Annotated in this window: 28 protein-coding genes, 1 tRNA gene, 1 pseudogene and 1 riboswitch; of the genes and pseudogenes, 3 read left to right on the top strand and 27 right to left on the bottom strand. The window is 34.5% G+C overall.

The window, feature by feature from the left end:
- Window positions 1-5 precede the first annotated feature (5 nt).
- From rimI to Q0X02_RS00900, 4 genes and pseudogenes are all read right to left on the bottom strand, one after another.
- A pseudogene (gene rimI / locus Q0X02_RS00915) lies at window positions 6-398 on the bottom strand (ribosomal protein S18-alanine N-acetyltransferase); the annotation flags it as partial.
- A 4-nt stretch (window positions 399-402) separates the two neighbouring features.
- On the bottom strand, window positions 403-1,086 hold the full coding sequence (gene tsaB, locus Q0X02_RS00910; RefSeq protein WP_297810169.1) for a tRNA (adenosine(37)-N6)-threonylcarbamoyltransferase complex dimerization subunit type 1 TsaB: 684 nt from the start codon (window positions 1,084-1,086) through the stop codon (window positions 403-405).
- Window positions 1,067-1,531: a tRNA (adenosine(37)-N6)-threonylcarbamoyltransferase complex ATPase subunit type 1 TsaE gene (gene tsaE / locus Q0X02_RS00905; protein ID WP_297810166.1), complete on the bottom strand. Its 465-nt coding sequence runs from the start codon at window positions 1,529-1,531 to the stop codon at window positions 1,067-1,069. The genes tsaB and tsaE overlap by 20 nt, the downstream gene beginning before the upstream one ends.
- Window positions 1,532-1,644: 113 nt before the next feature.
- The gene (locus Q0X02_RS00900; RefSeq protein WP_297810163.1) at window positions 1,645-2,235 is read right to left on the bottom strand and encodes an ECF transporter S component; all 591 of its coding nucleotides are present in this window, start codon (window positions 2,233-2,235) and stop codon (window positions 1,645-1,647) included.
- Window positions 2,236-2,306: 71 nt separating this feature from the next.
- A riboswitch (FMN riboswitch) is annotated at window positions 2,307-2,421 on the bottom strand.
- A gap of 84 nt (window positions 2,422-2,505) precedes the next feature.
- Between Q0X02_RS00900 and Q0X02_RS00895 the strand changes: the two genes are divergently transcribed.
- Window positions 2,506-3,768: a M18 family aminopeptidase gene (locus Q0X02_RS00895; protein ID WP_297810160.1), complete on the top strand. Its 1,263-nt coding sequence runs from the start codon at window positions 2,506-2,508 to the stop codon at window positions 3,766-3,768.
- A gap of 159 nt (window positions 3,769-3,927) precedes the next feature.
- Window positions 3,928-4,004 (top strand) — tRNA-Pro (locus Q0X02_RS00890).
- A gap of 148 nt (window positions 4,005-4,152) precedes the next feature.
- Here the strand turns inward: Q0X02_RS00890 and Q0X02_RS00885 are convergent.
- From Q0X02_RS00885 to aroF, 22 genes are all read right to left on the bottom strand, one after another.
- Complete coding sequence (locus Q0X02_RS00885; RefSeq protein ID WP_297810157.1) at window positions 4,153-4,830, bottom strand: 5'-methylthioadenosine/adenosylhomocysteine nucleosidase; 678 nt, start codon at window positions 4,828-4,830, stop codon at window positions 4,153-4,155.
- Window positions 4,827-6,176 (bottom strand): phosphoglucosamine mutase, encoded by a 1,350-nt coding sequence (gene glmM, locus Q0X02_RS00880; protein WP_297810154.1) that lies wholly within the window; start codon window positions 6,174-6,176, stop codon window positions 4,827-4,829. The genes Q0X02_RS00885 and glmM overlap by 4 nt, the downstream gene beginning before the upstream one ends.
- Before the next feature lie 356 nt (window positions 6,177-6,532).
- Window positions 6,533-7,510: a YbbR-like domain-containing protein gene (locus Q0X02_RS00875; protein WP_297810151.1), complete on the bottom strand. Its 978-nt coding sequence runs from the start codon at window positions 7,508-7,510 to the stop codon at window positions 6,533-6,535.
- Window positions 7,500-8,342 (bottom strand): diadenylate cyclase CdaA, encoded by an 843-nt coding sequence (gene cdaA / locus Q0X02_RS00870; RefSeq protein WP_297810148.1) that lies wholly within the window; start codon window positions 8,340-8,342, stop codon window positions 7,500-7,502. The genes Q0X02_RS00875 and cdaA overlap by 11 nt, the downstream gene beginning before the upstream one ends.
- Before the next feature lie 102 nt (window positions 8,343-8,444).
- A complete protein-coding gene (locus Q0X02_RS00865; RefSeq protein WP_297810145.1) occupies window positions 8,445-8,708 on the bottom strand; it encodes an HPr family phosphocarrier protein in 264 nt (87 codons plus the stop codon).
- Between the two features lie 56 nt (window positions 8,709-8,764).
- Window positions 8,765-9,307 carry a rubrerythrin family protein gene (locus tag Q0X02_RS00860; protein WP_297810142.1) on the bottom strand — a complete coding sequence of 181 codons (543 nt, stop codon included), beginning with the start codon at window positions 9,305-9,307 and terminating at the stop codon, window positions 8,765-8,767.
- 84 nt (window positions 9,308-9,391) lie between these two features.
- Complete coding sequence (locus Q0X02_RS00855; protein ID WP_297810139.1) at window positions 9,392-10,435, bottom strand: rod shape-determining protein; 1,044 nt, start codon at window positions 10,433-10,435, stop codon at window positions 9,392-9,394.
- Between the two features lie 8 nt (window positions 10,436-10,443).
- Entirely contained in the window at window positions 10,444-10,923 is a 480-nt protein-coding gene (gene ispF, locus Q0X02_RS00850) for a 2-C-methyl-D-erythritol 2,4-cyclodiphosphate synthase (RefSeq protein WP_297810136.1), read from the bottom strand.
- Window positions 10,914-11,615, bottom strand: a complete 702-nt coding sequence (ispD, locus tag Q0X02_RS00845) for a 2-C-methyl-D-erythritol 4-phosphate cytidylyltransferase (protein ID WP_297810134.1) — start codon at window positions 11,613-11,615, stop codon at window positions 10,914-10,916. Before ispD ends, ispF begins: the two co-directional genes overlap by 10 nt.
- Window positions 11,616-11,730: 115 nt before the next feature.
- Window positions 11,731-12,822, bottom strand: coding sequence for a PIN/TRAM domain-containing protein (locus Q0X02_RS00840; protein ID WP_297810131.1), 1,092 nt, complete (start codon window positions 12,820-12,822; stop codon window positions 11,731-11,733).
- A 40-nt stretch (window positions 12,823-12,862) separates the two neighbouring features.
- The gene (locus Q0X02_RS00835) at window positions 12,863-13,345 is read right to left on the bottom strand and encodes a CarD family transcriptional regulator (protein WP_297810128.1); all 483 of its coding nucleotides are present in this window, start codon (window positions 13,343-13,345) and stop codon (window positions 12,863-12,865) included.
- Window positions 13,346-13,531: 186 nt separating this feature from the next.
- The gene (locus tag Q0X02_RS00830) at window positions 13,532-14,464 is read right to left on the bottom strand and encodes a 3D domain-containing protein (protein ID WP_297810125.1); all 933 of its coding nucleotides are present in this window, start codon (window positions 14,462-14,464) and stop codon (window positions 13,532-13,534) included.
- Window positions 14,465-14,794: 330 nt separating this feature from the next.
- On the bottom strand, window positions 14,795-15,175 hold the full coding sequence (locus tag Q0X02_RS00825) for a hypothetical protein (RefSeq protein WP_297810122.1): 381 nt from the start codon (window positions 15,173-15,175) through the stop codon (window positions 14,795-14,797).
- Complete coding sequence (locus tag Q0X02_RS00820; protein ID WP_297810120.1) at window positions 15,168-16,475, bottom strand: coproporphyrinogen III oxidase; 1,308 nt, start codon at window positions 16,473-16,475, stop codon at window positions 15,168-15,170. Before Q0X02_RS00820 ends, Q0X02_RS00825 begins: the two co-directional genes overlap by 8 nt.
- 54 nt (window positions 16,476-16,529) lie before the next feature.
- Window positions 16,530-17,573 carry a ribonucleotide-diphosphate reductase subunit beta gene (locus Q0X02_RS00815; RefSeq protein WP_297810117.1) on the bottom strand — a complete coding sequence of 348 codons (1,044 nt, stop codon included), beginning with the start codon at window positions 17,571-17,573 and terminating at the stop codon, window positions 16,530-16,532.
- A gap of 36 nt (window positions 17,574-17,609) precedes the next feature.
- Window positions 17,610-18,032 (bottom strand): type II 3-dehydroquinate dehydratase, encoded by a 423-nt coding sequence (aroQ, locus tag Q0X02_RS00810; RefSeq protein ID WP_297810114.1) that lies wholly within the window; start codon window positions 18,030-18,032, stop codon window positions 17,610-17,612.
- Window positions 18,013-19,224: a shikimate kinase gene (locus Q0X02_RS00805; protein ID WP_297810113.1), complete on the bottom strand. Its 1,212-nt coding sequence runs from the start codon at window positions 19,222-19,224 to the stop codon at window positions 18,013-18,015. The genes aroQ and Q0X02_RS00805 overlap by 20 nt, the downstream gene beginning before the upstream one ends.
- On the bottom strand, window positions 19,221-19,472 hold the full coding sequence (locus Q0X02_RS00800; protein ID WP_297810110.1) for a chorismate mutase: 252 nt from the start codon (window positions 19,470-19,472) through the stop codon (window positions 19,221-19,223). Before Q0X02_RS00800 ends, Q0X02_RS00805 begins: the two co-directional genes overlap by 4 nt.
- 46 nt (window positions 19,473-19,518) lie before the next feature.
- Window positions 19,519-20,592 (bottom strand): chorismate synthase, encoded by a 1,074-nt coding sequence (gene aroC / locus Q0X02_RS00795; protein ID WP_297810107.1) that lies wholly within the window; start codon window positions 20,590-20,592, stop codon window positions 19,519-19,521.
- On the bottom strand, window positions 20,576-21,772 hold the full coding sequence (gene aroA / locus Q0X02_RS00790; protein WP_297810104.1) for a 3-phosphoshikimate 1-carboxyvinyltransferase: 1,197 nt from the start codon (window positions 21,770-21,772) through the stop codon (window positions 20,576-20,578). Before aroA ends, aroC begins: the two co-directional genes overlap by 17 nt.
- Complete coding sequence (gene aroB / locus Q0X02_RS00785) at window positions 21,762-22,793, bottom strand: 3-dehydroquinate synthase (RefSeq protein WP_297810101.1); 1,032 nt, start codon at window positions 22,791-22,793, stop codon at window positions 21,762-21,764. Before aroB ends, aroA begins: the two co-directional genes overlap by 11 nt.
- Complete coding sequence (aroF, locus tag Q0X02_RS00780) at window positions 22,778-23,782, bottom strand: 3-deoxy-7-phosphoheptulonate synthase (RefSeq protein ID WP_297810097.1); 1,005 nt, start codon at window positions 23,780-23,782, stop codon at window positions 22,778-22,780. Before aroF ends, aroB begins: the two co-directional genes overlap by 16 nt.
- 95 nt (window positions 23,783-23,877) lie before the next feature.
- Here aroF and Q0X02_RS00775 point away from each other — a divergent pair, with 95 nt between their 5' ends.
- Window positions 23,878-24,258 carry a DUF6483 family protein gene (locus Q0X02_RS00775; protein WP_297810094.1) on the top strand — a complete coding sequence of 127 codons (381 nt, stop codon included), beginning with the start codon at window positions 23,878-23,880 and terminating at the stop codon, window positions 24,256-24,258.
- 52 nt (window positions 24,259-24,310) lie between these two features.
- On the opposite strand, the gene Q0X02_RS00770 is transcribed toward Q0X02_RS00775, so the two are convergent.
- A complete protein-coding gene (locus tag Q0X02_RS00770) occupies window positions 24,311-25,159 on the bottom strand; it encodes an aminoglycoside 6-adenylyltransferase (RefSeq protein WP_297810091.1) in 849 nt (282 codons plus the stop codon).
- Window positions 25,160-25,163: the final 4 nt, after the last annotated feature.

Genomic DNA, 25,163 nt, shown 5'->3' with positions numbered 1-25,163 from the left:
AACGCATCTTCTCTAGGCTTTTCGTAGTAGCCATTAATCCTTCCCATTTTTTCAAATCCGAACTTCTTGTATAGATTAATCGCGCAGAAATTCGATTCTCGAACTTCCAAGAAAATTTTTCGGACATTTTCCTTTTTGCAAAAATCTAACATAAATTTCATAAACTCACAAGCAAATCCTCTGTTTCTGTAATCTTTCTTCACAGAAATTGTCTGCAAATCAGATTCATCAACAACAGATGAAAACCCAAATGAACCTATGATTTTACCGTCAACTTCGCCGACAAAATAATGATTGTGAGCGTACAAAAGACAACCCTCGTACATTTTCTTGTCCCAATTGTCTGAAAAACTCTCAGCTTCAATCTTCACAACATCATTCAAATCATCAATTGTCATCTGTCTAATTTTCATTGTGACGCTTTTCATAATCTCTTTGTGCTTGTGATTTTCTTACATAATCCGGACTAAGAGTGTAGTAACTGTCAAATGTTTCAGTTTTATTAGCCAAATCACAAATCGACCTTGTAATACAATTGTTCAATGACGAATTTGCAAGGTGGAAATTCTCCTTCGAATTGATTTCATCCAAGAAAGAATACACTCCATCCCCAACGAAAATATACTCCTTATCATCGTCTAGTTTTTCCATCAATTCATCAAAATAAATCAAATCATCGTCCATCAACCTATTCAATTTATTGCCGTTGGTAAACATAGAATAATAAACTCTGCCACCCCTGGCATCCAAAATCGGAATTATTATCTTGTCAGTCATTACCATATTTGCCAGTGCTTCCAACGTTGAAATCCCGACGATTTTTTTGTCAAAAACCTGTGCAAATGTCTTTGCGGTTGTCATTCCTATCCTAAGACCTGTAAACGAACCCGGCCCTTTGCATACACAGAAGACATCCACATCCTCGATGTTTACGTCCAATTTTTCGAGCATTTGCTCAATCATCAACACCAGCGTCTCGCTATGAGTCTTTTTTTGATTTATATTGTAATCTCCAACGACAACTCCATCTTCCATCAACGTGCAGGAGCTAATCATTGTCGAAGTGTCAATCGCTAAAATTTTCATTTAATTCCTCTATAATTTCTTTTTCTCTTTTATTGTTTGCATTTATGATAATTTTTCTGGAAATATCGCTTAATTTTTCGATATATATCTCGATTAGATTTCTCGGCATATAAGACTGCGCTTGACTTGCCCACTCAATAATAGTGATTCCATCCGGATACAACAGTTCATCAATATCAAGTGATTCTATCTCCATCTCGTCTTCCAATCTATACAAATCTATGTGGTTTAATTGAACATCTACATAATAAGTATTCACCAACGAAAAAGTCGGACTAGTTACATTTTCATTGACGCCCAAAGTTTTTGCGATAGATTTAGTGAGAGTTGTCTTGCCACTTCCCAAATCGCCAATCAAAGAAATCACGTCGTGTTTTTTTAGAGCGTTCGCCAATTTTTGTCCAAATTTTTCCGTATCTTTCAAATCATTTAAAATATATTCCATAAATATCACCAAATAAATTATATCACAACTGTTAAAACTACAACAAAAATGACTCATCAAATATTCAACTGATGAGCCACATTCATTTATTATTATTACATGTATGTTTTTAATTATCTTTTTAAGAATTTTGAAATCGGCTTGTACAAGCAAATAGTGACAACTGACACGATTATACCTTTGACGATATTAAATGGCACAATACTGAAAAGCACGAACATTATAGGCGTAGATGCCATAGGGTTTACTTTTGCAAATTGTTTTGTAAAATCAACCAAGTTTATTCCGTACAATGGGAATATTACAAAATAATTTGAAATACAAGCTACCAATGTGTATGCTAACACCCCGAATACCAATCCTGTAAGAGCAGATTTTCTGCTTTTACCTTTGTTGTAAATCGCACTTGCTACTACAACAAAAACCGACGATAATAAGAAATTAGACAATTCGCCAACCCCTCCAGTAGTCGTTCCGTTGATGATAAAATTCAACAAAATCTTGACTGCTGAAGTCAACACGCCTGCGATTGGGCCCAATGCGAATCCAGATATCAAAACTCCCAAGTCTCCGATGTCCACTGTCATAAATGGCGGTGCAAATGGTAGCGGGAATTTAAAAATCATAAGTAATGCACTTATTGCCCCCAAAATACTTATCTTGACCATAGTTTGTGTACTTGATTTTTTTCTTGTGGTTTCCATAACCTACCTCCTAAGATTTTCAAGGGCAAATAAAAAAGCCCTCACTTTTTAGGGCTAAATGTCAATTATTACATTTACTTCTTTCGTCCAGACTTTACTGTCGGTATTGGAATTTCACCAATTCATGCACAACGCTCGCGGACTGTCACCGCCGGTGAGGAAATCAACCTCGCCCTGAAGTAATTTCATTATACCACTACCAAATTTTTTTGTAAACATTTTACTATTAAGTAAATAATTTTTTGTGTATACTATTACTGAGGTGATTTTATGAATATAACAAAAGATTTAATGGGTTTTATTGATGCAAGTCCATCAGTATTTCACGTCATAGATAATTTTAAAAAATTACTTAGAGAAAACGGATTTACTGAATTAAAATTTAGTGACAATTGGAAAATCGAAAATGACAGAGGATATTTTATAACAAATAACGATTCATCGATTTTAGCATTCAAAGGTTCTAGCGACTTCGACAACATCAGATTGATAGGCTCTCATTCTGACAGTCCGACTTTCAGAATAAAACCAAACTCAATCATCAACAAAGATGGATTTTTGACTTTAAACACCGAAGTTTACGGTGGACCAATACTAAGCACTTGGTTTGACAGACCATTATCAGTTGCTGGTAGAGTCGTTTTAAAATCTGAAAATCCATTCAAACCAGAAATCAAACACATAAATGTGGACAAAAATTTGCTGATAATTCCAAATGTTGCAATCCATATGAATAGAGAAATCAACAACGGATACAAATTCAATCCACAAAAAGACACATTGCCACTTTTGGCTCTTTCAAAAAAAGATTCAAAGATTTCCTTCGAAGAAATTTTGGCAAGAAATATTGGAATAAATGCCGATGATATTTTGGATTTTGATTTGTTCTTGTACGACAGACAAAAAGGAGAATTTGTCGGAGAAAATGATGAGTTTTATTCAGTAGGAAGAATTGATAACTTGGGAATGGCTTTTACTTCTGTGAAAGCTTTGATGGATTGCAATTCAAAAAATACTTTGGCGTTGGCAATTGTTTTTGACAACGAAGAAATTGGCTCTACGACAAAACAAGGAGCTGGAAGCACTCTTCTTAGCGATTGTTTCAAAAAAATCGTAGACGATAATGAAAAAAATTTCTACGAGATTTTGCACAATTCTTATTTAATAAGCGCTGACCAAGCTCACAGCTTGCACCCAAATTACACTGAAATGGCAGACCCTACAAACAGACCGCTAATCAACAACGGCCCTGTTATAAAATACGCTGCCAACGGAGCATACACTTCGGATGCTGTAAGTGCTTCAGTTTTCAAAAAACTTTGCATCGACAAAAACATTCCATTTCAAGAATTTACAAATAGGTCGGACAAAAGAGGAGGCTCAACCATCGGGCCAATAACCGTTTCAAATTTGGATATTCAATCAATCGACATCGGAAATGCGATTCTTTCTATGCACTCCATCAGAGAATTTGGCGGATGCAAAGACAACGAATATATCTATGAACTATTCAAATATTACTACGAGTATTAATCGAGAATTTTTTTTGATTTTTAATAATAACGAGATAAAACGAGATTTATTTATATAATCCGTTTTATCTCAGATTATTTAGTATTAATTACGTTTGTAATATTTTTTGTTCTGTCGTATACTAATAAAGTACTTGAGAAAAACAAGTAATAAAAACGTCGGGGTGTAGCGCAGTCCGGTAGCGCACGTGGTTTGGGACCATGGGGCCGGGGGTTCAAATCCTCTCACCCCGACCATAATCACAAATTATATTTGTGATTTTTTGTTTCCTTTTGTTATTGATATTATGAAAAAATACATCTGTTTCGTGCAGATGTATTTTTTTGCCCATTTTTAAGCAAAATAAAAACGCAGGACAAATTTTCATTCATCCTACGCTTCTCTCTACATATTTTTAATCAACACAACTACACTGTGTGCAGCTTTTTTTGTTTTTGCTTCTAAATCATTGTAAAACTCATCGTCCGCATCATCATCTGCAAAGTCCGACAAACTTCTTATAACCAAGAACTTCACATCGTTGAGATAACAAGTATGAGCAATGGAACATCCTTCCATCTCCGTTCCCAATGCGTGATATTTTTCGAATAATTCTTCTTGTTTTTCAGTAGTCGATATAAATTGGTCCCCCGTAACGATGAGACCTATTCTGTGTTTCAAATTTTCTTGTGTCATAATCTCATCTAACTTTTGCAAAGTTTCAGGGTCTGCTTCAAAAGTGTCGGTGTACGGAATATTGTTGCTGAAAATATCCAAATTTATATCGTGGTATTTTAATTTGTCTGCAAGTATCACCTCATCAAAACTAAGCGTCTTGTCCAATCCACCGCACACGCCACAATTTATTACCAAATCAGGATTGTACATATCGATAATTCTCTGCGTTAGAGCTGCTGAGTTTACTTTTCCAATTCCACAAACGCAATTTATAATTTTCTTGTCCTCAAATTCTGAAACGTATATTTCATATTGATTGAACTTATCGATTTTGATTGGCTTGAATTGTTCTCTGAAATACTCTTGCTCACTTTCTAGTGCCGAAATAATCGCTATTGTTTTCATATCAACTTGCACCTTTCTTCGATTAAATTTTTCAATTCTATGGCTTTTTTCTCTAAATATTCTTGATTTTCTCCCTCAATCATAACCCTAATCAAAGGTTCAGTTCCCGAAGGTCTTATCAAAACTCTGCCTTCATCCTTAAATTCATTTTCAAGCTCGGATATCTTTTTATTGATAACTTCATCGTCTTTGTAAACTTTTTTGTATTCGTTGTTGACCTTTGCGTTCACCAAAACTTGTGGGAAGCTAGTCATCAAATTATTCATTTCTGATAGTTTTTGTTTTGATTTAACAGCTATTTCTGCCAATTTAATCGCAGATAAAATTCCATCACCAGTTGTATTATCTTCTATGAAAATAATGTGCCCTGATTGCTCTCCACCAATAATGTATCCATTTTTTCTCATTTCTTCAAGAACGTATCTGTCGCCAACTTTTGTTTTTATAACATCCACGCCGATTTTTTTCAAGCTTTTGATAAGACCGATATTAGTCATAACAGTTCCCACGACAGCATTGTTTTTGAGCTTGTTGTTTTCTTTTAAGAAATGCCCAACTGCGCAAATAGCGTGGTCTCCGTCCATTATTTCACCAGTTTCATCGCAAGAAATCAACCTATCTCCGTCGCCATCAAAAGAAAATCCCATATCAGATTTAGAAATTTTCACTAAATTACTAATAACTTCAGGATTTGTAGAACCACAATTTAAGTTAATATTTTTCCCGTCGTATTCAGTATTCGTGACAGTTACATCGGCGTTTAATCTATTGAAAATAATCGGTGCGATTTCAGAAGTTGCACCGTAACCGCAGTCCAAGCTCACCTTCACACCTGTCAAATCCAAATCAACCCTGCTCAAAAGATAATTGATATATGTATCCTTTGCGCATTCTTCTTCATAAACTCTACCTACTTTTTCTCCTGTAATTTTTACGTTGATTTCATCTTGATGGTCAATCAAATATTCGATTTCTTCTTCAAGGCTATCTTTTAATTTGAAACCCTCATTTGAAAAATATTTTATTCCATTAAATTCGTAAGGATTGTGACTTGCAGAAATTACAATCCCGCAACAAGCATTGTAAAATCTAGTCAAATATGCCACAGCTGGTGTGGGAATCACGCCTAATCTGTACACATCAAAACCCATGCTAGTAATTCCACTAATCAAAGCTGCTTCCAACATATCCCCAGAAATTCTAGTGTCTTTTCCTATAACAATTAATTTATTATCTACATCTTTTAATTTATAACAAGCCGCTCTCGCAAGCTTATAAGCTAATTCAACAGTTAAATCTTCTCCCGCAACGCCTCTTATGCCGTCAGTTCCGAAATATTTTCCCATCAATATCCCCCTCATATTTTTATAATCTAATTATAACACATAATGTAAAAATCAATTAAAATATAAGCTTTTTGCAAACAAAAAGCGAGCTTTCGCTCGCTTTTAAATAAACATAAAACTTGTAATCTGTAACAAGAACAATGTATTGATTATTAAAGTTTTTAAATAGTCAGATTTATATAAAAAGTACACAACTATTAAAGATGTTATCAGCAACGAGAAAAATATTATTTTACCGAAAAATTTCGGTGAGTCTAGTGACGTTGTAGTAACTTATTTTGCAAATAAAATGAAATTAATTTCAGAATTGCACAAAGCACAATTGTCATTAACCGAATTTTATTTTTCTTATTAACCTACTTTTGTAATTTTATCGTCGCAGTGATTCTACCATTGGAGCCTTCTGCCATCACGACTGATTGTGGCAAATCGAGGTTGACTTCTACTGTGTTGTCCCCTTCTTTCAGATTTGACAAATCTATCGGTTTTGTGTTTACGCTATTGATTTGCTCGATAATATCATCTTGACCTTTGATTTTAACTTTATTTTTGTTCAATGTTATTTTTTCAATTTTTAATCCGTCTGGAATACTTGTCAGTACAGGTTTGATTTCAACGTCTTTTTTGAACAACAAATCTACTATAACTTTGCAGTTTTCAGTCGATTTTGTCAAATACTCTCTCGCTGTATCATCTTTTAAGTTCAAATTAATCGGCAAATCGAGATTTATATCTTTGTCCAAATTTGATTGGTCGAGTTTTACCGATAGATAATCAATGGCATTCAAATAAGTCCTAGCGCCTGAAATTGCGACATCTTTTGGCACTATTTTTATGGATTCAATTTCCACATTATCCGATAACTCACCAATTTTCATTATTCTTATTGGGAATTTTACAGTATCGACAGTTTCAGTATTAATCAGCATTGTTTCGTCTGAACGATCTGACAAGCTCACTCCTTGCGGAAGGCTTATCTCTACAGGAAGTGTTTCTGAGTTGACTTTTATCGAGCTGACATTGACAAATGCCTTCACTTCAGAATTTTTCATTCTTGTAATAGTATTTCTTCTGCCTTCAACTCTCATTGAAATTGTTGGATTTTTTGGCGATATGATAACACGTCCGTTTTCTCTGAGCTTGTCAATTCCCTGTAGTTGTACATTTACTATGGGAATATCTTTTGTTACTACAGGATTTTTGTTTTCCATTACAAATGACCATAAGAATATCGCCAATATTAGACAGACTAGTTTTATCATCAAATTATTTGAGTAAAATCCTTTGAAGTCGATGTTTTTTAAGTATGAATTGTTTTTTATTTTATCTTTCATCTTCTATTTCCTTTCTGTTGAAAATATAAGAATCTTGATCATTGTATAATTTTGTCAAAATTTTGGTCAATGTTGGCTCATCAATGTATCTGTCGATTTTCCCGTGCTCTGCGATGGATATACCACCGGTTTCTTCGGATACAATTAGTGCTAGGCAGTCACTTTTTTCGCTCATACCGATAGCCGCTCTGTGCCTTGTTCCCAATTCTTTGGATATGGATTGTTCTGTTGATAGTGGCAAGAAACAAGCCGCCGCTTTTATAATATCATTTTTGATTACAACAGCCCCGTCGTGAAGTGGGGTATTTGGTATGAAAATATTTATCAAAAGTTCGCTTGAAATTTGTGATTCTAATGTTGTTCCTGTTTCAACTACATCGCCAAGTCCTGTACTTCTCTCGAAAATTATCAACGCACCAATTCTTTGTCTGGAAAGTGAGAATACTGCGTGCACAATTTCCTGCACGCACTTATTTACTTTTTCTCCGCGAATATCGGCGAATGATTTTGTAAGTATATTACTTCTTCCGATTGTTTCCAAGATTTTTCTGAGTTCAGGCTGGAATACTACGATAATCATAATAGCCAACGCCGTCATCATATTTTCGAGTACCCAGTTGACTGTGTATAGTTTCAGCGAATCACTTATTTTGACGAATATAAAAATAATTACAAGCCCTTTTATTAATTGCTCTGCTCTAGTCTCTTTTATCATCATATACAATTTGTAAATACAAATCGCAACTATGGCTATGTCGATGATATCCAAGAATCTTAGCGTGTTGACCATATTAAAAAACTTATCCAAAAAAACCAAATTAATCATTCCCATCTATTGTTCTTTAATTATATGATACCATAAATTGTGCTTAATTTTTCGTGTAATTCTGCGTCTTTTTTGAAAATTTACCACTAAAACATTTTCACAATATTTTTAACAATCCAATTTATTTTCAATTAAATTGCTGAGCTTTTCGAGGGCAATATCTTCATCTTCACCTTCACATCTTAGAGTAAGTTCTGTTCCTTTTTGTGCGCATATTGATAATATGCTGATTATACTTTTTGCGTTGTATTTTTTGTTTCCCTTGATTAATTCAATATTAGATTGGTATTTGACTGCATCGTTTAATAATTTCGATGCGGCTCTTGCATGAAGACCTATCTCGTTTTTTATATAAACCTTTTTTTCAACCATATTTCCCTCCGCTATAATTAAATATAAGCCGGCAAATGTACCGGCTTATATCGAGATTAATATTCTATGAATTTTTCAGACTTACATCCGCAAATTGGACATGAGTCTATCTTTTCAAATCCAATATAGCCGCAAATTGGGCAAAGTAAAATTTGTTCAACTTCTAAGTCTTTGTCAGCATCAACAAATTCTTTTGCTTTTCCAAATCTTTCAGCGTGTACTTTTTCTGCTTCAACCGCAAACCTCATCGCTCTTACAGCTTCTTTTTCTTCTTGCATTTCTGCAACTTCAATATATGCTGGATACATTTCAGTTGCTTCAAATATTTCTCCATTTCTTGCTCCTTCTAAGTTTTCAGAAGTGCTTCCAATTCCGAAACCAGCCATGCTAGTTACTGCGAAATCCCCATGGATGCCCTTCATAGCGTTGAAATGCAAAGCTGCGTGGATTTTTTCTGCATCTGCAGTAGCATTAAACAATCTAGCAACATTTTTAAAGCCGTCTTTTTCAGCTTTATTCCCCCAAATGTTGTATCTGTTTCTTGCTTGAGATTCTCCACCAAACGCTGATTGCAAGTTTGCTTGTGTAATCAATTTCATATCAAATACCCCCTATTAAATTTTCAATATATCTATTATATCACATTTAGCAAACAATGAGTACAATTTGAAATTATTACAAAATTATCTCATTCTACTTACAATCACTTTTCTTCTCAAATCCTGATGTGTGTCGCTGTCTTCTTTTAATTTATCAAGCCACATAAGTGATTTTCCAGTTCCTCTGACAACGGCTGTTACTGGACCATCTACAATTCGTGCGTTAACTCCGATTTTTTCTGAAATTAATTTATCGAGCCCTCTGAGAAGACATCCTCCACCACTCATAATAATTCCTCGTTCGTAAACATCGGCTGCTAGTTCCGCCGGTGTTTGTTCCAAAACTTCCTGAACAGTATCCACGATTTTGTCTATCGGCTTTTTCAACGCAACTGAAATATCTTTTGATGAAACGTAAATGTGCATTGGCAATCCATTCACCAAATTTCTTCCTTTTATTTCGTAAAGTTCGCCGTCATCTCTCGGGTATGCACTGCCGACATTTATCTTGACTTTTTCTGCAGTTGATTCTCCAATTACCATATTGTATTTTGTTTGGACAAAATCTTGTATTCTTCTATCAAATTCATCTCCTGCTACAGGAATTGATTTGTTGATTACAATTCCGCCCATAGAAATCACAGCAACATCTGTTGTGCCGCCGCCGATATCCACGACTATGTTTCCTCTAGCATCTGTCACATCAATCCCCGAACCGATTGCCGCAGCTAGTGGCTCTTCAATCAAATATGTGTTGTAAGCCCCAGCGTATTTTGAGGCTTGAATGACAGCCCTTCTTTGAACTTGTGTTATCTGGCTTGGAACACAAATCAAAACTTCCGGTCTTATCAGCGATTTTCCTAGTGTTTTTCTGAGCAAATACGAAATTATTTTTTCCGTTGAATTGAAATCCGCCACGACTCCATCTTTTAATGGTTTTTTTGCGATTATGTTTCCCGGAGTTCTTCCGAGAATTTTCTTCGCATCTTTTCCAACGGAAATAATTTTCGAGTTGAAGCTGTTCATCGCAACAACTGAAGGTTCATTCAGAACAACTCCTTTGTTCGGCAAATAAACCAACACGGATGCCGTTCCCAAATCTATCGCTATTTTTCTACGAAAATTCATTCTATCACCTATAAATCTTTTTTATTCAGTATGCAGACGCTGTTTGCTGTAATTCCTTCACGTCTACCTTCAAATCCCAATTCTTCTGTCGTAGTCGCTTTCACAGAAATGTTAAAAACATCTGTGTGCAAATCACAGGCTATGTTTTCTCTCATATCATCAATGTAGTCACGAAGCTTGGGCTTTTGACATGAAATTGTGGAATCAATATTTCCAACTTCGTATCCCATATCATCCATTATTTCGTAAACTTTTCGAAGCAAAACTCTCGAGTCAATATCCTTGTATTTCATATCCGTATCAGGAAATAATTTTCCAATATCTCCCAGGCAAAGAGCCCCGCAAATCGCATCCATTATCGCGTGTATCAAAACATCCGCGTCACTGTGACCCAGTAAGCCCTTGTCGTGTGGAATGTGAACTCCGCCCAATATTAATTTTCTATTTTCAACTAATTTGTGTACATCTAATCCGAATCCTATTCGCATTCTTCATCTCTCTTTCTCGCTATTAGCTGTCCAAGCAGCAAATCTTCTTGTGTTGTTATTTTGATATTTGTGTAGTCGCCGTTGATTATTTTGACTTTTTTACCGACAATTTCAAGCAACGATGAATCGTCAGTGACTTTTATTTTTTCATCAAAAACCAACTTATAAGCGTCTTTTATCGAACTGTATTTAAAAACTTGTGGCGTTTGTGCCATGTACAAATGTGCTCTGTTTGGCGTGTTGACAACTTTCATATCGCTGTCGACATATTTTATTGTATCCTTCGCTGCCACGCTCACAACAAGTCCATCAAAATCCCCAATAGAATTGATGGCTTCTAGAATTTTTTCACGTGTGATAAATGGCCTCGCACCATCGTGACTTATCACCAAATCACATTTGTCACTAACTTTATTTAGTCCATTATATGTAGATTTTTCTCGGGAATCTCCGCCGATTGCGATGGTGATGTCTCGGTATTTTTTTTCTTTAATGAAATTTTCAACAAATTTTTTGTCTTCTTCTCTGATAACAAGAATGAACTCTTTTATTTCGTCGATTGATTGAAAAACATCCAACGTCATTTCCAAAATCATTTTGCCATTTATTTTTAAAAATTGCTTCGGAATTTTTTTGTTCATTCTCTGAGAGGAGCCAGCTGCAGTAATAATAGCTGAAATATATTTTTCCATATAACACCTCATAATCATTATATCAAAAAACTCAATTTAATTGAAAAACAATTTATAAAGTTAAAATTTTCAAATAAAAAAGAGAACTAGTCACCTAATTCTCTTGTTTGAATTTTTAATTGTCATCATTATCACGTTTTTTTGCAAAAATCATTTTCCCAGCGGAAGTTTGTAGGACGCTTGTAACGGTACATTCAATAATCTGTCCGAGATACTTTTTGCCATCTTCCACCACAATCATAGTTCCATCGTCCAAATATCCAATGCCTTGATTGTTTTCTCTTCCTTCTTTTATTATAGACACATTGATAGGTTCACCCGCCACGAAAACAGGTCTCATTGCATTTGCCAAGTCATTAATGTTGTAGACAAAAACTTCCTGTAAATTCGCAACCTTATTCAAATTGTAATCATTTGTAAGTAAATTTGCGTTGTATTCTTCCGACATTTTAATCAGCATAGAATCAACCTTGTCTATATTCGGATATCTCTTGTCCAATACTTTAACTCTGTCTTTATACTCCGTCTGCATCGTCTTCAAAATATCCAAACCACGACGACCTTTCTGCCTTCTCAAATAATTATCAGAGTCAGCAATATGTTGAAGCTCCTCTATTACAAAAATGGGAATTATCAAATTGCCCTCCAAAAAACCTGTATTCAATATGTCGACAATTCTTCCGTCGATAATAGTAGACGTGTCGACGATTTTCGGCTTAACTTTGGAATCCTTATTCGAAAATTTTACCTGAGATTTTTCTCTCGTTCTAATCTTTTCAAAAAAAGAAATAAAATCATCGTGATAATTTAAAGCCAACTTCGCTCCCAAAACCCCCATTCCAATGTAGAATACGATTTCTAGGATTACAGTAAGCACCGTCCCAATCCCTGGTATATCCAACTTTAACAGTGGTTGTGATATCAAAAAAGCCAATATTAGTCCTATAACAAGTCCCAATGTTCCGATTAAAATATCCACCAGAGAAAACTTCTTCAATGAATCTTCTACAGATTCTATCAATTTTAATTCTATTGATATAAATTTCGGAGCTAATAAATAAAATATAAATCCAAAAATAACTGCCGCTGCGATCATAGCCAAAGATTTTACAATCCAGTTTGCGGATTTGTCAATAAGACTATTGAAAACAACATTTGTAAGTATGACTCCCAGTATCGCTCCAATAATAGATATCAAAATAGACATCCCTCGTCTGAACAAAACACCATTCCTCCTTTCCAATATTCTAGTTCAAATCGATTAATTTATTAACCATGCTTTCAGCTTCTGAAGGCTTAATGTTCAAGCCACTCGCAATTTCACTGATTAGCATTTTTCTGGAGGTATTTAGTACTTTTTTTTCAATCATAGATAGGCCTTTTGAATTTTCCAATTCGTACAAACTTTTATACACAATTGCAGTCTCTTTTATGTCTCCCGTCCTCAATTTTTCAAGATTAGCCTTATATCTTTTGTTCCAATTAGACGGAGAATCACTAGAGCTATTCTTCAAAACATCGACCAATGAATGAATAGTTTCTTCTTCTGCTACAAATCTTATTCCCATATCATTTATCTTATCAACAGGTATCGATATTTTCATTTCCCCCATTGGCATTTTCAAAATATAATAGTCTTTATTGACCCCTAAGACTTCTTTATTTTGTATTTCGGTAATTATGCCTGCACCGTGCATAGGATAAACAACCTTGTCGCCTATTTTAAACATACTATCACCTCAATATATATTATATCTTAAAAAAAGATTAAATTCAACAACAAAACTTTTTATTATATCATATTCTTTATTTTTGTCAAATAAAAAGAGCGATGATTTTTCACCGCTCGTCAAATTTATCGTAGAATTTTTCAAAATTATAGCTGTATTTTAATTTTGAAAATTTTTATTCTAATTTTAATTTAAAATTGTAACTTTAACAGTTCTTCTTCCCCAATTATTGCTTTGAGATTTTGAACCAAATGCCAAGTCGATTTTATTTCCCTTTATCGCTCCACCAGTATCTTCTGCTCTTGCGTATCCATATCCTTCGATGTACAATCTCGTTCCCAATGGAATCACGTTAGGGTCTACTGCAACAACTCCGTATCTTATCGCAGTTCCCATAGCAGTTGTAGAACAGCCTCCATTTTCCGCTGGATCGGATGTGTATGCAGTTGAACGCATCACGATTGTTCTACCGGAGACAGGTTTTTGATTTAGTTTTTCTTGTTCTTTCTTTTTTTGTTCTTCTTGTTTCTTTAAAATTGCTTTTCTTTCTCTTGCAAGTCTCAAATCTCTTTTTTTAGGTGATTCTTTTGTGGTTTTGTCAGCCTTTATGTAAGCTGTTCTTCCGAAATAAATAATCCTAACAAAATCTTTCTCACTGTGACCTTTTATCTCTTCATCTTTGTCGATAATTCCTAACTCTTTTGAATCCTTATCTTTTGATTCAAAAACTTTTGCATCGCTGTTAGTCCATCCTTCAAATTTATCAATAGCAGGCTTGATTTCTGTTTGTGACAACAATGATTTGTCCACAAATCCCTTGAACTCTTTTTCTTTATCTACAAAAACAACCTCTGCAAATTCTTCTTCAATTTTGATTACCATTACAGTGTCGCCTTGTTCTAGCTGAGCTATTGCCTTTGAATGTTCACTTTTTTTGTCTAACAAATCGGTGTCATCTTTGAGCCAATATTTTTTTGATTGTGTGTTTTTATCTTCATTTGATTTTTGTTCTACTTTAACATTATTCAAATCTTTTGCTTGTGAATTTGATGGTACAAATGCTAACAAACTTGTCATTATGACAACCGAAGAATTAAATATCAATTTTTTATAATTCATTTGTATCTCCTCTTTCTTGTTTATTTAATTTGATTTAATTTTTACTACTCGGCTATTTTATAGGACACGAAAAGATTTTTCAACAAATTGAGCGATTTTTTTGAGCGAATTTATGATACTTATTTTCAATTTTTTTGTTTGTATTGTCGTAAACAAATCAAAAATTTTATTAATCGTGCAAAACTAACGGTTACAAAAAGGTAACAACTTTTTTTGTTTTTGTTTGTCTAATGAGTACAACGAGGCGAAATATTAATTTTTTGTAATATTTTGGGGAATTTGGACAAAAAAAATTTGCCGCCAGATGAGTCCAGCGACATTTTTTTGTTATCAGATTTCTCCAAGGTGTTTTTTTAACTCATAAATTAATTTGTTTTCCATTTTGTCTACACTCATCACGAAATTCATCAATCCTCCGAAAATTGATTTATTGTTCAATTTCATATCTATGTCGACAAAACACCCCGTATTATTGTCAGAAAAATCAAATCTCAAAAAACCATCCATTGATTTTGAATTTAAATCGATGTAAAATTTCTCATTTACGACGTGTTCTGTAATTGTGTATGTCATCGTCACACCGAGATTGTCAATTACGTATTGATTTTTCACACCTGTCGGTTTTGAATTGTCGAGAATTTGGTGTTTTATAGTTTCAAAAACAACGCTTCTGTCAGAGTTAAATTGCTCTCTTTTTTTCAGTTCAGCCACTAATTATCTCCACCTTTCTTTTTATAATTTCATCCAATTTTTCTTCGTAATCTCTTATATTTTTGTAGTTCGTGTATTTTATTATATCATTTTTTATTATTTTTGAATTGGCAGTCATTCCAAATCCAAGAATACTTTCCAATTCTTCATTTATAACAATATTGTATCGTGATGGATTGTCTTTGCAAAATCCAATGTTCTCCATATTATTCAGAATATTTTTCTGTCTATATATATAGTACGCTTTGTATCCATTCTTTTGCATCCACTTTTTCACTAGATTCATTTGCTCTTTTACAGTGTTTTTTTCAAAATTATTCTTGTTGTATTTTTGTGAATATTTGCTGCCATTTTTTATCGACAAAGTGTGAAACGTTATGTTGTCCGGCATTAAAGTTTCTAATATCTTCAAGTTCTCAATGGTGTCATTGACATCGTCGTCAACCAATCCTAAAATAAAATCCATATTCACAGTCAATCCAATTGTTTTGGATTGTTCAACCAATTCAATAAGATTATGGTTGTTTTGTTTCCTGCCCATTTCTTCTAATGCTTTTTCATTGAATGTTTGAGGATTCAAACTAATTCGTGATACTTTGTGTTTTTTTAACAAATCAAGTTTTGTGCGATTCAAACTATCCTCTCGTCCGGCTTCAAACGTGTACTCTAGCAAATTTTCCGATATGAATTTTTCTTCTATTAATTTGAGCAAATCTTCGAGCATTTTTTCGTCAAGACTTGTCGGCGTTCCTCCACCTACATAAATTGTTTTTATTTTTTTCTTATCTAAGTGATTGGATGTTTGTTCAATTTCTCTCATCAAAAATCCTAGATACTCTCTCCTTCTGTCGTTATTGTTGAAGACAATCGTGGGAAATGAGCAGTATTCACACCTAGTGGGGCAGAATGGAATATTGATGTATATATTGTAATTTTTGTCGTCGTAGTGAAATTTGGACTGCAGATTGTCGATGTTTCTTAGAAGCTTCAAATTGTCATCACTTATTAGATACATTTGTTTTAATTCTTCATCTGTGTGATTTCTCAAAATCTTGGATGGTTTTGTTCCAGTCAATATTCCCCATTCATTTGTGTAGTTGTATTCCTTTTGAAATATGCGATAAAGTATTTTTTTTAATTCTAATCTCGTTTTAAACTTGTAGGTTTTGTCTTTTCGTACAAAATTTTCTCCGACAACAAATTCGCTCTCTTTAAATTTCAAATTTTGTTTTGCATCAAATATTGTAAATATATCGATGCACTCTTTTTGATATTTTTTGCATTCTAATTGTATGTTCATAATTTTCAATTAAATAATCCGGCACATTCCAAAAAGAAAATGCCGGGTTATTTTCTATAAGTCGTCTTCTATTATCGCTGATTTTGAATATGCTGATGGCTTCGCCTCGAAGAAATCTGTCTTGATTTTGTTAGGGTCAGAATACTCGCTAACCCATTTCATCGACGGAATTTCTCGTTCATATCCCGGATACAACACGCCAAATCCTAGTCCAGTTGAGCGAAGATTTCCCAAATATTTGATGTAATCTTCTACCATTTTCATTGACAGTCCTTGGATTTTTTCTCCAATAACATATTTTGCCCATGCAATTTCAGCTTCGACTCCTTGTCTTATCATTTCCTTGTATTGTGCACTTTTTTCTTCGGTGAACAATTCTGGAGATTCTTTTTTCAAATCCAAAATAATCGATCTGAACAACCACAAATGTGTGTTTTCATCTCTGTTGATGTATCTAATTTCTTGCACTGTTCCCGGCATTTTACCCATTCTGCCGAGATTATAAAAGAACATAAACCCAGAATAGAAATACACTCCTTCGAGAATATAATTTGCAATCAACGCTTTCATAAAATTATTTTCGCTTTTTTCTTGGAAGAAATCATTGTACTGGTCGCCTATAAATCTATTTCTCTCCAACAAGAACTCATCGTCTTTCCATTGATACAATATTTCCGTCCTTTCTTCTGGGGAACAAATCGTATCCAAAATATAACTGTAAGATTGTGAGTGAATTGATTCTTGGAAAGCTTGGATTGACAAGCACAAGTTTATCTCGTTTGCAGTGATGTATGCTTCCAAGTTTGGAAGTTGTGCAGTTTGTAAACTATCCAAGTAAATTAAAAACGATAGGATTTTATCGTATGCAATTTTTTCGTTTTCGGATAAATTTCTGTAATCTTTGATGTCTTGATTCAAGTTTATTTCTTCGGGAATCCAGAAATTATTCATAGCTTGTCTGTACCATTCGCTCGTCCAAGAATATTTTATGTTGTTAAAATCATTCAAGTTAGTTGTGTTTCCATTGATGATTTTCCTCTTTGATAATTCAATATCTCCGTGCTCGTTAAACAGTCCACGTTTTTTCAGTTCTTCCATTTCTACCTCCTAGACTAATCTTATCTATATTATATTCTATTTCAAAAAGAAATCCACAGCCTCGATATATCCGTCGACTCCTTTTCCTTTTATGACTTTTTTTGCAAAAAATGACACATACGAAAATTTCCTAAAATCTTCTCTCTCATCTACATCAGACAGATGAACTTCAACTGTGTCAATTCCTACAGCTTTTAACGCATCTAAAATCGCGACAGATGTATGCGTGTATGCAGCTGGATTTATTATTATCCCGTCTATTTTTTTGTATGCACTTTGAATGATATCAACAATTTCTCCTTCGTGATTAGACTGATAAAATTCTACGTCTATTTTTTTCTCGGTGCAGTAGAGCTTGATTTTGCTTTCGATTTCTTCTAGCGTGAGTTTTCCATAAATTTCAGGTTCTCTTATTCCCAGCATATTCAAGTTCGGCCCATTAATAATAAATAGTTTCATTGAAATCCTCCAAAACTAATTTTGCCGTTGATTTGGCGTTGTAGTTTTTGAAATATTTATCCGAAAATCTTTTATAAAGATGATTCCTCTGTTCTCTGATTTCTTGCATAGTGTTTGTTTTGTAAATAGGTCTGTTTTTTGTTGAAAGTTTGCTGTTTGGCCTGTCAATCCAGTAGACGACGGAATTTTGGTGAAGATAGTAGAAGTTTTTCCTCACAGTTACCGTCCCTCCACCAGTTGCTATCACAAGATTTTTTTCTTTCGAAAACTCTTCTAACACTTCTGATTCTATTTTTCTGAAATATCGTTCGCCTTTCGCAGCAAAAATCTCGGAAATATTTCCATATCTATCTGAAATAACCCTGTCTATATCGACAAGTTTTTTCCCAGATTTGTCTTCGATGATTTTTGCAATCGTGCTTTTGCCACAACCAGGCATTCCCACGAGTGCAATATTCATATTTTTTGTTCTAATTTTCTGAGCGATATTTTCCACAATTTTATCGTCGATTTTTTTGCCGGTAAATATTTCACACGCCTTGACAGCTTGATACACAAGCATTCTCAGTCCGTTGTCGTTTTTGATTCTTAGTCTGTCACAATCCATCAACAAAGATGTCTTGTTTGGGTTGTATATGACATCGAATACAGCTTTTGGTTTTATCTTCAAAACATTTATCGGCGATTCTAAATTGTTCGGATACATACCAACAGGCGTTGTGTTTATTATCACATCGCAGTTTTTGTAATAGTCAATATCCTCAAATTTATGTTCACCTTTTCTTGAAATCACTTTTATTTTTTTTGCTTTCAATCTTTTTGCACACTCAATTGCGGTTTTGCTAGTCGCTCCATCTCCCAAGATTACAACCGTCTTTCCTTTCAGCTCGATGGTTCTTTTAATCATATATTCCATTCCATCGATGTCTGTATTGTATCCTTTTATTTTATCCCCAAAAGTGATTGTGTTTACGCATCCGATTTTTTTCGCGTCATCGCTAATTTCATCGAGGTATTTGATTACTTCAGTCTTGTATGGAATTGTAACGTTAATCGCTTTGATATCATCTCTATCGAAGAATTTGTCCAAATTGTCTTCTTCAAAATATTTGTACTTGTAATATCCTAGCGATTCGTGAATTTCTTTTGAATAACTGTGTTTTAAAGATTTTCCTAAAAGTCCGTACTTCATTTTATATTTTCCTGAATTTTTTTTGATTCCAGTATAATTTTACTGATAACTTCTCTGATATAATAGCTGTATTCCAGTCCGCTGTTTTCGATTTTTGCCAAGATTTGTTTTTCTCTTGTTCTATCTTGCGTTTCTATATTATTGTCTGATTTAAAATCGCCAATTTGTGAACAAATCTCGAATCTTTTTTCCAACAGCTTGGATATCTCTTCATCTATTGAATCTATTTCTGTTCTAAATTTTTCCATTTGTACCCCTCAATAAGAATTACATTTAAGTTTATGATTTATAATGTTAAAACCCATACTCCTTTAGTAAATCGTAAATCACTAACGCAGTTACCGATTCAATCACGCTGACTGCTCTAATTCCAATCGAAGGGTCGTGCCTTCCTTCAATTGTAAGTTTTGTATTTGTTTTGTTACCCAAGTCTACCGTGTTTTGTGTCAAACCGATTGATGCAGGTGGCTTGAATGTCACAAGGCTAACTATCGGCATTCCATTTGAAATCCCGCCGAGTATTCCGCCATTGTGGTTTGTCGTAGTTTGTATCTTTCCTTTTTCGATTGTATAGCAGTCATTCACATTTGATGCTCTTTGATTTTCAAATGATTTTCCACATCCAAACTCCACGGATTTTACCGCTCCGATTCCAAAATAAGCCTGTGATAATCTCGACTCGATTGAGTCAAAAAGAGTGTCCCCAACTCCCGCTCTCAAATTGTACACGACCGTTTCGACGCTTGAACCGATGGAATCTTTTTGAGTTCTAAGAAAATTTATTTTTTCGTCAATTTGCTCTATCAAAGAATCATTTATAACTTCTATTTTTTTATTTCGCAAACCTCTATAATCTTTGAATTTCAAATCGTCAAATTTATAATCCTTGATGTCTCCGAGACTTTGCAAATGGCTGAACACAAAAATATCGTGTCGTGCTAAAATTTCCTCTGCGATAAATCCCGCAACGTTTACTACGGCTGTCAATCTTCCCGAAAAATGTCCACTGCCATTTATATCATTAAATCCATTAAACCTCACCACCGCCGGATAATCTGCGTGAGATGGCCGTGGTGTATTGCAAATATTTGAATAATCCTGTGAGTGATGGTCGCTGTTTTTTATCAAAAAAGAAATCGGACAACCAGTTGTTGTATCATTCAACAACCCTGATACAAACTCGACATCGTCTTTTTCTTTTCGCAATGTGGTGTTGGATTTTCCAGGACTTCTTCTGTTCATATGAGCTTTTAATTTTTCGTAGTCTATCTTTAATCCTGGCTCAACTCCCTCGAGCACTCCTCCTATCATTTTGCCGTGGGATTCTCCCCACACTGTCAATTTTACAAGCTTACCTATAGTTGACATCACTACCCAACCTTTCTAGCTCGTCAAAAAATGACGGATACGATTTTTTGACAGCTTGCCAATCAATTATCTCAATCTCATCCACCAAAATAGAAGCTACCGCACACGCCATCACAATTCTGTGGTCGTTGTGTGAATTTACAGAAGCTGATTTTAGTTTTGATTTGTAAATCACAAAATCATCACCCGAAATCTCGCAGTCAACTCCCATTGATGTCAGCATTTCAAATGTCGATTGTACCCTGTCAGATTCCTTCATCCTAAGCCTTTTTATGTTTTTAATTATTGATTTGTCGCATTTTTGCGACAGTACCAACGCCAAAACCACAAACAAATCCGGAATTTGTGATATGTCTATTTCATAAAAATCTGTTTTTTTGTTGATTTCGTTCAAAATATCCACAATTTTCCTGTCAGCCTGGACTGAATTTGCGTTCAAATTTTTCACGTCAATTTCAGCATTAAATTCATTTGCACACAAGAAAAAAGCTGCATTTGACCAATCACCTTCCACGATGATTTCACCTGGTGATTTCAAAAAGCCTCTGTGAACTGTGATTTTGTCCTCACTTATTTCTGATTTTATGCCGAATCGTTCGAGACACTCTCTCGTGATTTCGATGTAGCCTTTGGATTCTAATTTGGATGTCAATTTTATTTCGCAACCACCTATCAACGGCGCAATGAGCATTATTGCCGAAATATATTGACTCGAAACATCTCCCGGAAATTCAAAATCAATCTTGTGAAAAGTTCCATCAACCGTAAAAGGAAGGGTTTCACTTGTAAAAGTTAGCCCCGCCAATTTCAATTGTTCTATCAAATCTTTTATAGGCCTGTCCTTTAATCTTCCGGTGCATTCTATACTTGTTTTTTGCGATAAGAAACTAACAAGTGGCAACAAAAACCTCAATGTAGAGCCAGAGTCTGATACATTGATTTCACTGACATCTTTTTGAAAAAAAGATGGTTCAACAGTGACCTCATCATCGTTGATTTCGATATGAACTCCTAAATTTTTCAAACAATTGATAGTTGCCAAGACATCATTAGAAAACTCATTTATGTGAATTTTTGTGGTTTTATCTGCGACGCTAGCCAATATTAAAAATCTATGAGCAAATGATTTTGAAGAAATCGCTCGAACGGTTCCTTTTAATTTGTCTGTTTTAATTTTCATAAATATCACGCAAAACCTTCTTGAAATCCGATTTGTTCATATTCAAAACCCTACAATCTCCAATTTTTTCAGATACAATCAGAGATATCATATCCTTTGTGTTTTTCTTGTCACGAAGGCTCACATCATACAAATCTTCAACTGGATAATCGAAGTTGTCATTCAAATTATACAACTTCAATAACGTTAAAATATCATCATAATCATCGCTGTATTTTTTTGCTATACATTTAATGCCGTAAGCTACTGCGTGACCGTGCATAACATCATAGCCCGACAGCTTTTCGACAGCGTGAGCTAATGTATGACCGTAATTCAGCTTTTTTCTTATGTTTTTCTCCAATTTATCCTTCATAACGACGTTTTTTTTGATTTTGACGCAAATTTCGATAATTTCTGACAAATCGCTGTTTTTTGTAAATCTCGTATTTTTTAACTTATCGAACAATTTCTCATCAAAACAAACCGCATACTTTATAATCTCAGCAAAGCCATCTTCAAACACAAAATCATCCAACGTGCCCAACAAAAGCGGGTCAATGATGCACAATACAGGGTCTTTGAATGCTCCTACCAAATTTTTTCCAGCTTCCAAATCAATTCCAGTTTTGGAACCAACTGAAGAATCGACCATCGACAAAACAGTCGTGGGAATTTGAACGAAATCAATTCCCCTCATAAAAGTCGCAGCCGCAAACCCCGCCAAATCTCCGACAACTCCGCCACCAAACGCAATAATAGTGTCGTTTCTGTGATAAGATAAGCTCATATGATTCATTATTTTTTCGTATTCAACAAAACTTTTTGAAGCTTCACCCGGCTTTATCACATAAAATTCGTGTTCGATTTCCAAATCATCGAGCAGTTCATCCATCATCTTGTGGTAAAATCTGTCGACATTTTCATCTGTGATTATCAACGCCTTCGATTTGACATAATTTTTCAGAAAACTTCTCGATTGATTCAAACTATCCAACCCAATAATGCAATCATAACTTGACACATTTACCACTGAATACATTGTCTTAGCTTCCTAACTTTTTTCATTATTGTTCTAAATCGCTCGCACGTTACGGATTGTGGCCCGTCACTCAACGCATTTTCTGGGTCATTGTGAACCTCAATCATAAGTCCATCGCATCCTGCAGCTGTAGATGCAAGTGACAACGGCTCAATCAATGTGTACTTCCCGCTCGCATGAGAAGGGTCAATTATTATGGGAAGTTGTGATAATTCCTTCATTACAGAAATCGCAGAAATATCCAGTGTGTTTCTAGTGTATGTCTCGAAAGTTCTAATACCCCTTTCACACAAAACGACATTTTCATTTCCACCTGCCATTATATATTCTGCACTCATAATCCACTCTTTGTAAGTGGCAGACAATCCTCTCTTCAACAAAATCGGCTTATTTGAACGACCAAGCTCCTTTAGCAAAGAATAATTCTGCATATTTCTAGCTCCAACTTGAAGCATATCAACATCGCTGAAATACTCCAAATCACTCAAATCCATTATCTCTGTCACAATCGGAAGTGAGGTTTCTTTTTTTGCTTTCAACAACAAATCAATTCCCTCTTTGCCCAGGCCTTGAAAAGCATAAGGTGACGTTCTCGGTTTGAAAGCACCACCACGCAAAATATTCGCGCCACTTTCTTTGACGCTTTTTGCAATCGTCATAATCTGCTCTTCACTTTCAACTGAACAAGGCCCTGCCATAACGCAGAAATTCCCGTCACCAATCTTCACCCCATCAACATCAACAATCTTAGGTTGAGGATGCAATTTCTTGTTGGCCTTGGAAAACGGCTCTTCAATTCTAATAACTCTATCGACAATATCAAATCTATCTATTAATTTTTCATCAATACTCGAAGTGTCGCCAATCAAAGACAAAACAGTGTATCTATCCCCGACAGTTTGCTCGACTCTGACATTTTGTTCATTCAAAAATCTGATGAGCTTGCTCACTTCATTTTCGTTTGGATTTCTTTTTAATTTTACTATCATATTACTCTCCAATAAATCTTATTATATTAATAGTATATCAAAAGTGTGAATGTTTAGTATAATATAAGTAAAGATTTTTATGAAAGAGTGATACTATGATTGAATCAAATGATTGGCTATTAAAACAAATAAATGTGGTCAGCGAATTTTTACAAAAATTATTTACCGATATGGAAACAAACAGAAACCTCAAAGAAAATGCAGAATACAAAAAAGATTCATTTGAATTTGAGAGATTGTTGGAAAATTTAATCGACCAAGACAAAATAAACGAAGCGGAAAATATTTTATTCGACAGATTGCAATCAAACAACTCGAACAATTTAATGTACGCTACAATCGCCGCAAGATTTTACAACAGACTAAAAGAACTTTCAGATGAAAAACTACACAAATCCAACTACTCTCGTGAAGAAATCCTTCAGGGCTTGAATGACTTGTGTGAAATGTTCGGGTTGGACGTATTCAAACAATAAAAATCTCCCTACTGTGCTACAGTAAGGAGTTTTTTTTGAATCCGTCTACGGTTTAATTATATGAACGTTGCCAAATATCTCTGATTTTTTGCATAATATCTCTGTCAATTCTTTTTGGGTACTCATATCCTAGAATATCTGCCACATACAAACCCTGTTTTCTAAAAAGTTCACAGGATTTGAACAAAGTGCTCCATAAATTTTCCAATTCTGGAAGAGGATACGTCTCTAAATATCTCTCGTAGTGTTCTTTTTGCAAATACGTCTTAATGTATTCATAATTGTAGCCAATATTAACATTAAAATCGTAATTTGTCCCGATGTAATACCCTGTCATCTTGTCGACATTATCACGCACATTATTGAACATATGGATGGCGTAAATTTCTTCTTTTCTGTACAAGCCCTTTGCGACATTCAACGAATTAATGAACATCTGATTGACCAATGACTCAAACTCGCTACGAGTTGGCTTCATCTGTCTAAAACAAACATCTGATTTTGTACTATTTCCAACCAAAACTTGGTCCTTGTCAAGCAAAATATCAGCTTGACTGTCCTCATTGATATAAGACTGCATAGAATTTTCTTTGATGAAAAAAATCCTGATTTTTGTTATATCGTCGAGGATAATTGTGTAGCTAACATTGTGCGGATTTATTTTATTGGTGTACGTCAACTTATCAGACTTCTCCAGCATCAAAACATCGCCAAACATATTCTCGATAATGTGTGAATCCTTGTATTTTTCTAAATCACTCACGCCCAACACAAAATGATAATCGCTGTTTTCATCTCTCTCAATTGAAGGATTCAACCTTCTTCCAGTCTCCACCAAACTTCTTATGTCATCGTCTTTTTTCGAAAAATCCAAGACAACATTTTTTATGTTACTAGACATCTAC

The sequence above is a fragment of the uncultured Finegoldia sp. genome, from assembly GCF_947252345.1.
In the GTDB taxonomy this organism is placed as follows: domain Bacteria; phylum Bacillota; class Clostridia; order Tissierellales; family Peptoniphilaceae; genus Finegoldia.
This window is presented reverse-complemented; position numbering and strand designations above follow the sequence as displayed.

What these genes read in the sequence shown, in the direction of transcription:
- tsaB (WP_297810169.1), bottom strand. Translation starts at nt 1,086, where the DNA reads ATGAAAATTTTAGCGATTGACACTTCGACAATGATTAGCTCCTGCACG.
- tsaE (WP_297810166.1), bottom strand. Translation starts at nt 1,531, where the DNA reads ATGGAATATATTTTAAATGATTTGAAAGATACGGAAAAATTTGGACAA.
- Q0X02_RS00900 (WP_297810163.1), bottom strand. Translation starts at nt 2,235, where the DNA reads ATGGAAACCACAAGAAAAAAATCAAGTACACAAACTATGGTCAAGATA.
- Q0X02_RS00895 (WP_297810160.1), top strand. Translation starts at nt 2,506, where the DNA reads ATGAATATAACAAAAGATTTAATGGGTTTTATTGATGCAAGTCCATCA.
- Q0X02_RS00885 (WP_297810157.1), bottom strand. Translation starts at nt 4,830, where the DNA reads ATGAAAACAATAGCGATTATTTCGGCACTAGAAAGTGAGCAAGAGTAT.
- glmM (WP_297810154.1), bottom strand. Translation starts at nt 6,176, where the DNA reads ATGGGAAAATATTTCGGAACTGACGGCATAAGAGGCGTTGCGGGAGAA.
- Q0X02_RS00875 (WP_297810151.1), bottom strand. Translation starts at nt 7,510, where the DNA reads ATGAAAGATAAAATAAAAAACAATTCATACTTAAAAAACATCGACTTC.
- cdaA (WP_297810148.1), bottom strand. Translation starts at nt 8,342, where the DNA reads ATGGGAATGATTAATTTGGTTTTTTTGGATAAGTTTTTTAATATGGTC.
- Q0X02_RS00865 (WP_297810145.1), bottom strand. Translation starts at nt 8,708, where the DNA reads ATGGTTGAAAAAAAGGTTTATATAAAAAACGAGATAGGTCTTCATGCA.
- Q0X02_RS00860 (WP_297810142.1), bottom strand. Translation starts at nt 9,307, where the DNA reads ATGAAATTGATTACACAAGCAAACTTGCAATCAGCGTTTGGTGGAGAA.
- Q0X02_RS00855 (WP_297810139.1), bottom strand. Translation starts at nt 10,435, where the DNA reads ATGAATTTTCGTAGAAAAATAGCGATAGATTTGGGAACGGCATCCGTG.
- ispF (WP_297810136.1), bottom strand. Translation starts at nt 10,923, where the DNA reads ATGCGAATAGGATTCGGATTAGATGTACACAAATTAGTTGAAAATAGA.
- ispD (WP_297810134.1), bottom strand. Translation starts at nt 11,615, where the DNA reads ATGGAAAAATATATTTCAGCTATTATTACTGCAGCTGGCTCCTCTCAG.
- Q0X02_RS00840 (WP_297810131.1), bottom strand. Translation starts at nt 12,822, where the DNA reads ATGTCTATTTTGATATCTATTATTGGAGCGATACTGGGAGTCATACTT.
- Q0X02_RS00835 (WP_297810128.1), bottom strand. Translation starts at nt 13,345, where the DNA reads ATGTTTAAAATAGGCGACAAGGTTGTTTATCCTATGCACGGTGCAGGC.
- Q0X02_RS00830 (WP_297810125.1), bottom strand. Translation starts at nt 14,464, where the DNA reads ATGAATTATAAAAAATTGATATTTAATTCTTCGGTTGTCATAATGACA.
- Q0X02_RS00820 (WP_297810120.1), bottom strand. Translation starts at nt 16,475, where the DNA reads ATGAACATACAATTAGAATGCAAAAAATATCAAAAAGAGTGCATCGAT.
- Q0X02_RS00815 (WP_297810117.1), bottom strand. Translation starts at nt 17,573, where the DNA reads ATGGAAGAACTGAAAAAACGTGGACTGTTTAACGAGCACGGAGATATT.
- aroQ (WP_297810114.1), bottom strand. Translation starts at nt 18,032, where the DNA reads ATGAAACTATTTATTATTAATGGGCCGAACTTGAATATGCTGGGAATA.
- Q0X02_RS00805 (WP_297810113.1), bottom strand. Translation starts at nt 19,224, where the DNA reads ATGAAGTACGGACTTTTAGGAAAATCTTTAAAACACAGTTATTCAAAA.
- Q0X02_RS00800 (WP_297810110.1), bottom strand. Translation starts at nt 19,472, where the DNA reads ATGGAAAAATTTAGAACAGAAATAGATTCAATAGATGAAGAGATATCC.
- aroC (WP_297810107.1), bottom strand. Translation starts at nt 20,592, where the DNA reads ATGTCAACTATAGGTAAGCTTGTAAAATTGACAGTGTGGGGAGAATCC.
- aroA (WP_297810104.1), bottom strand. Translation starts at nt 21,772, where the DNA reads ATGAAAATTAAAACAGACAAATTAAAAGGAACCGTTCGAGCGATTTCT.
- aroB (WP_297810101.1), bottom strand. Translation starts at nt 22,793, where the DNA reads ATGTATTCAGTGGTAAATGTGTCAAGTTATGATTGCATTATTGGGTTG.
- aroF (WP_297810097.1), bottom strand. Translation starts at nt 23,782, where the DNA reads ATGATAGTAAAATTAAAAAGAAATCCAAACGAAAATGAAGTGAGCAAG.
- Q0X02_RS00775 (WP_297810094.1), top strand. Translation starts at nt 23,878, where the DNA reads ATGATTGAATCAAATGATTGGCTATTAAAACAAATAAATGTGGTCAGC.
- Q0X02_RS00770 (WP_297810091.1), bottom strand. Translation starts at nt 25,159, where the DNA reads ATGTCTAGTAACATAAAAAATGTTGTCTTGGATTTTTCGAAAAAAGAC.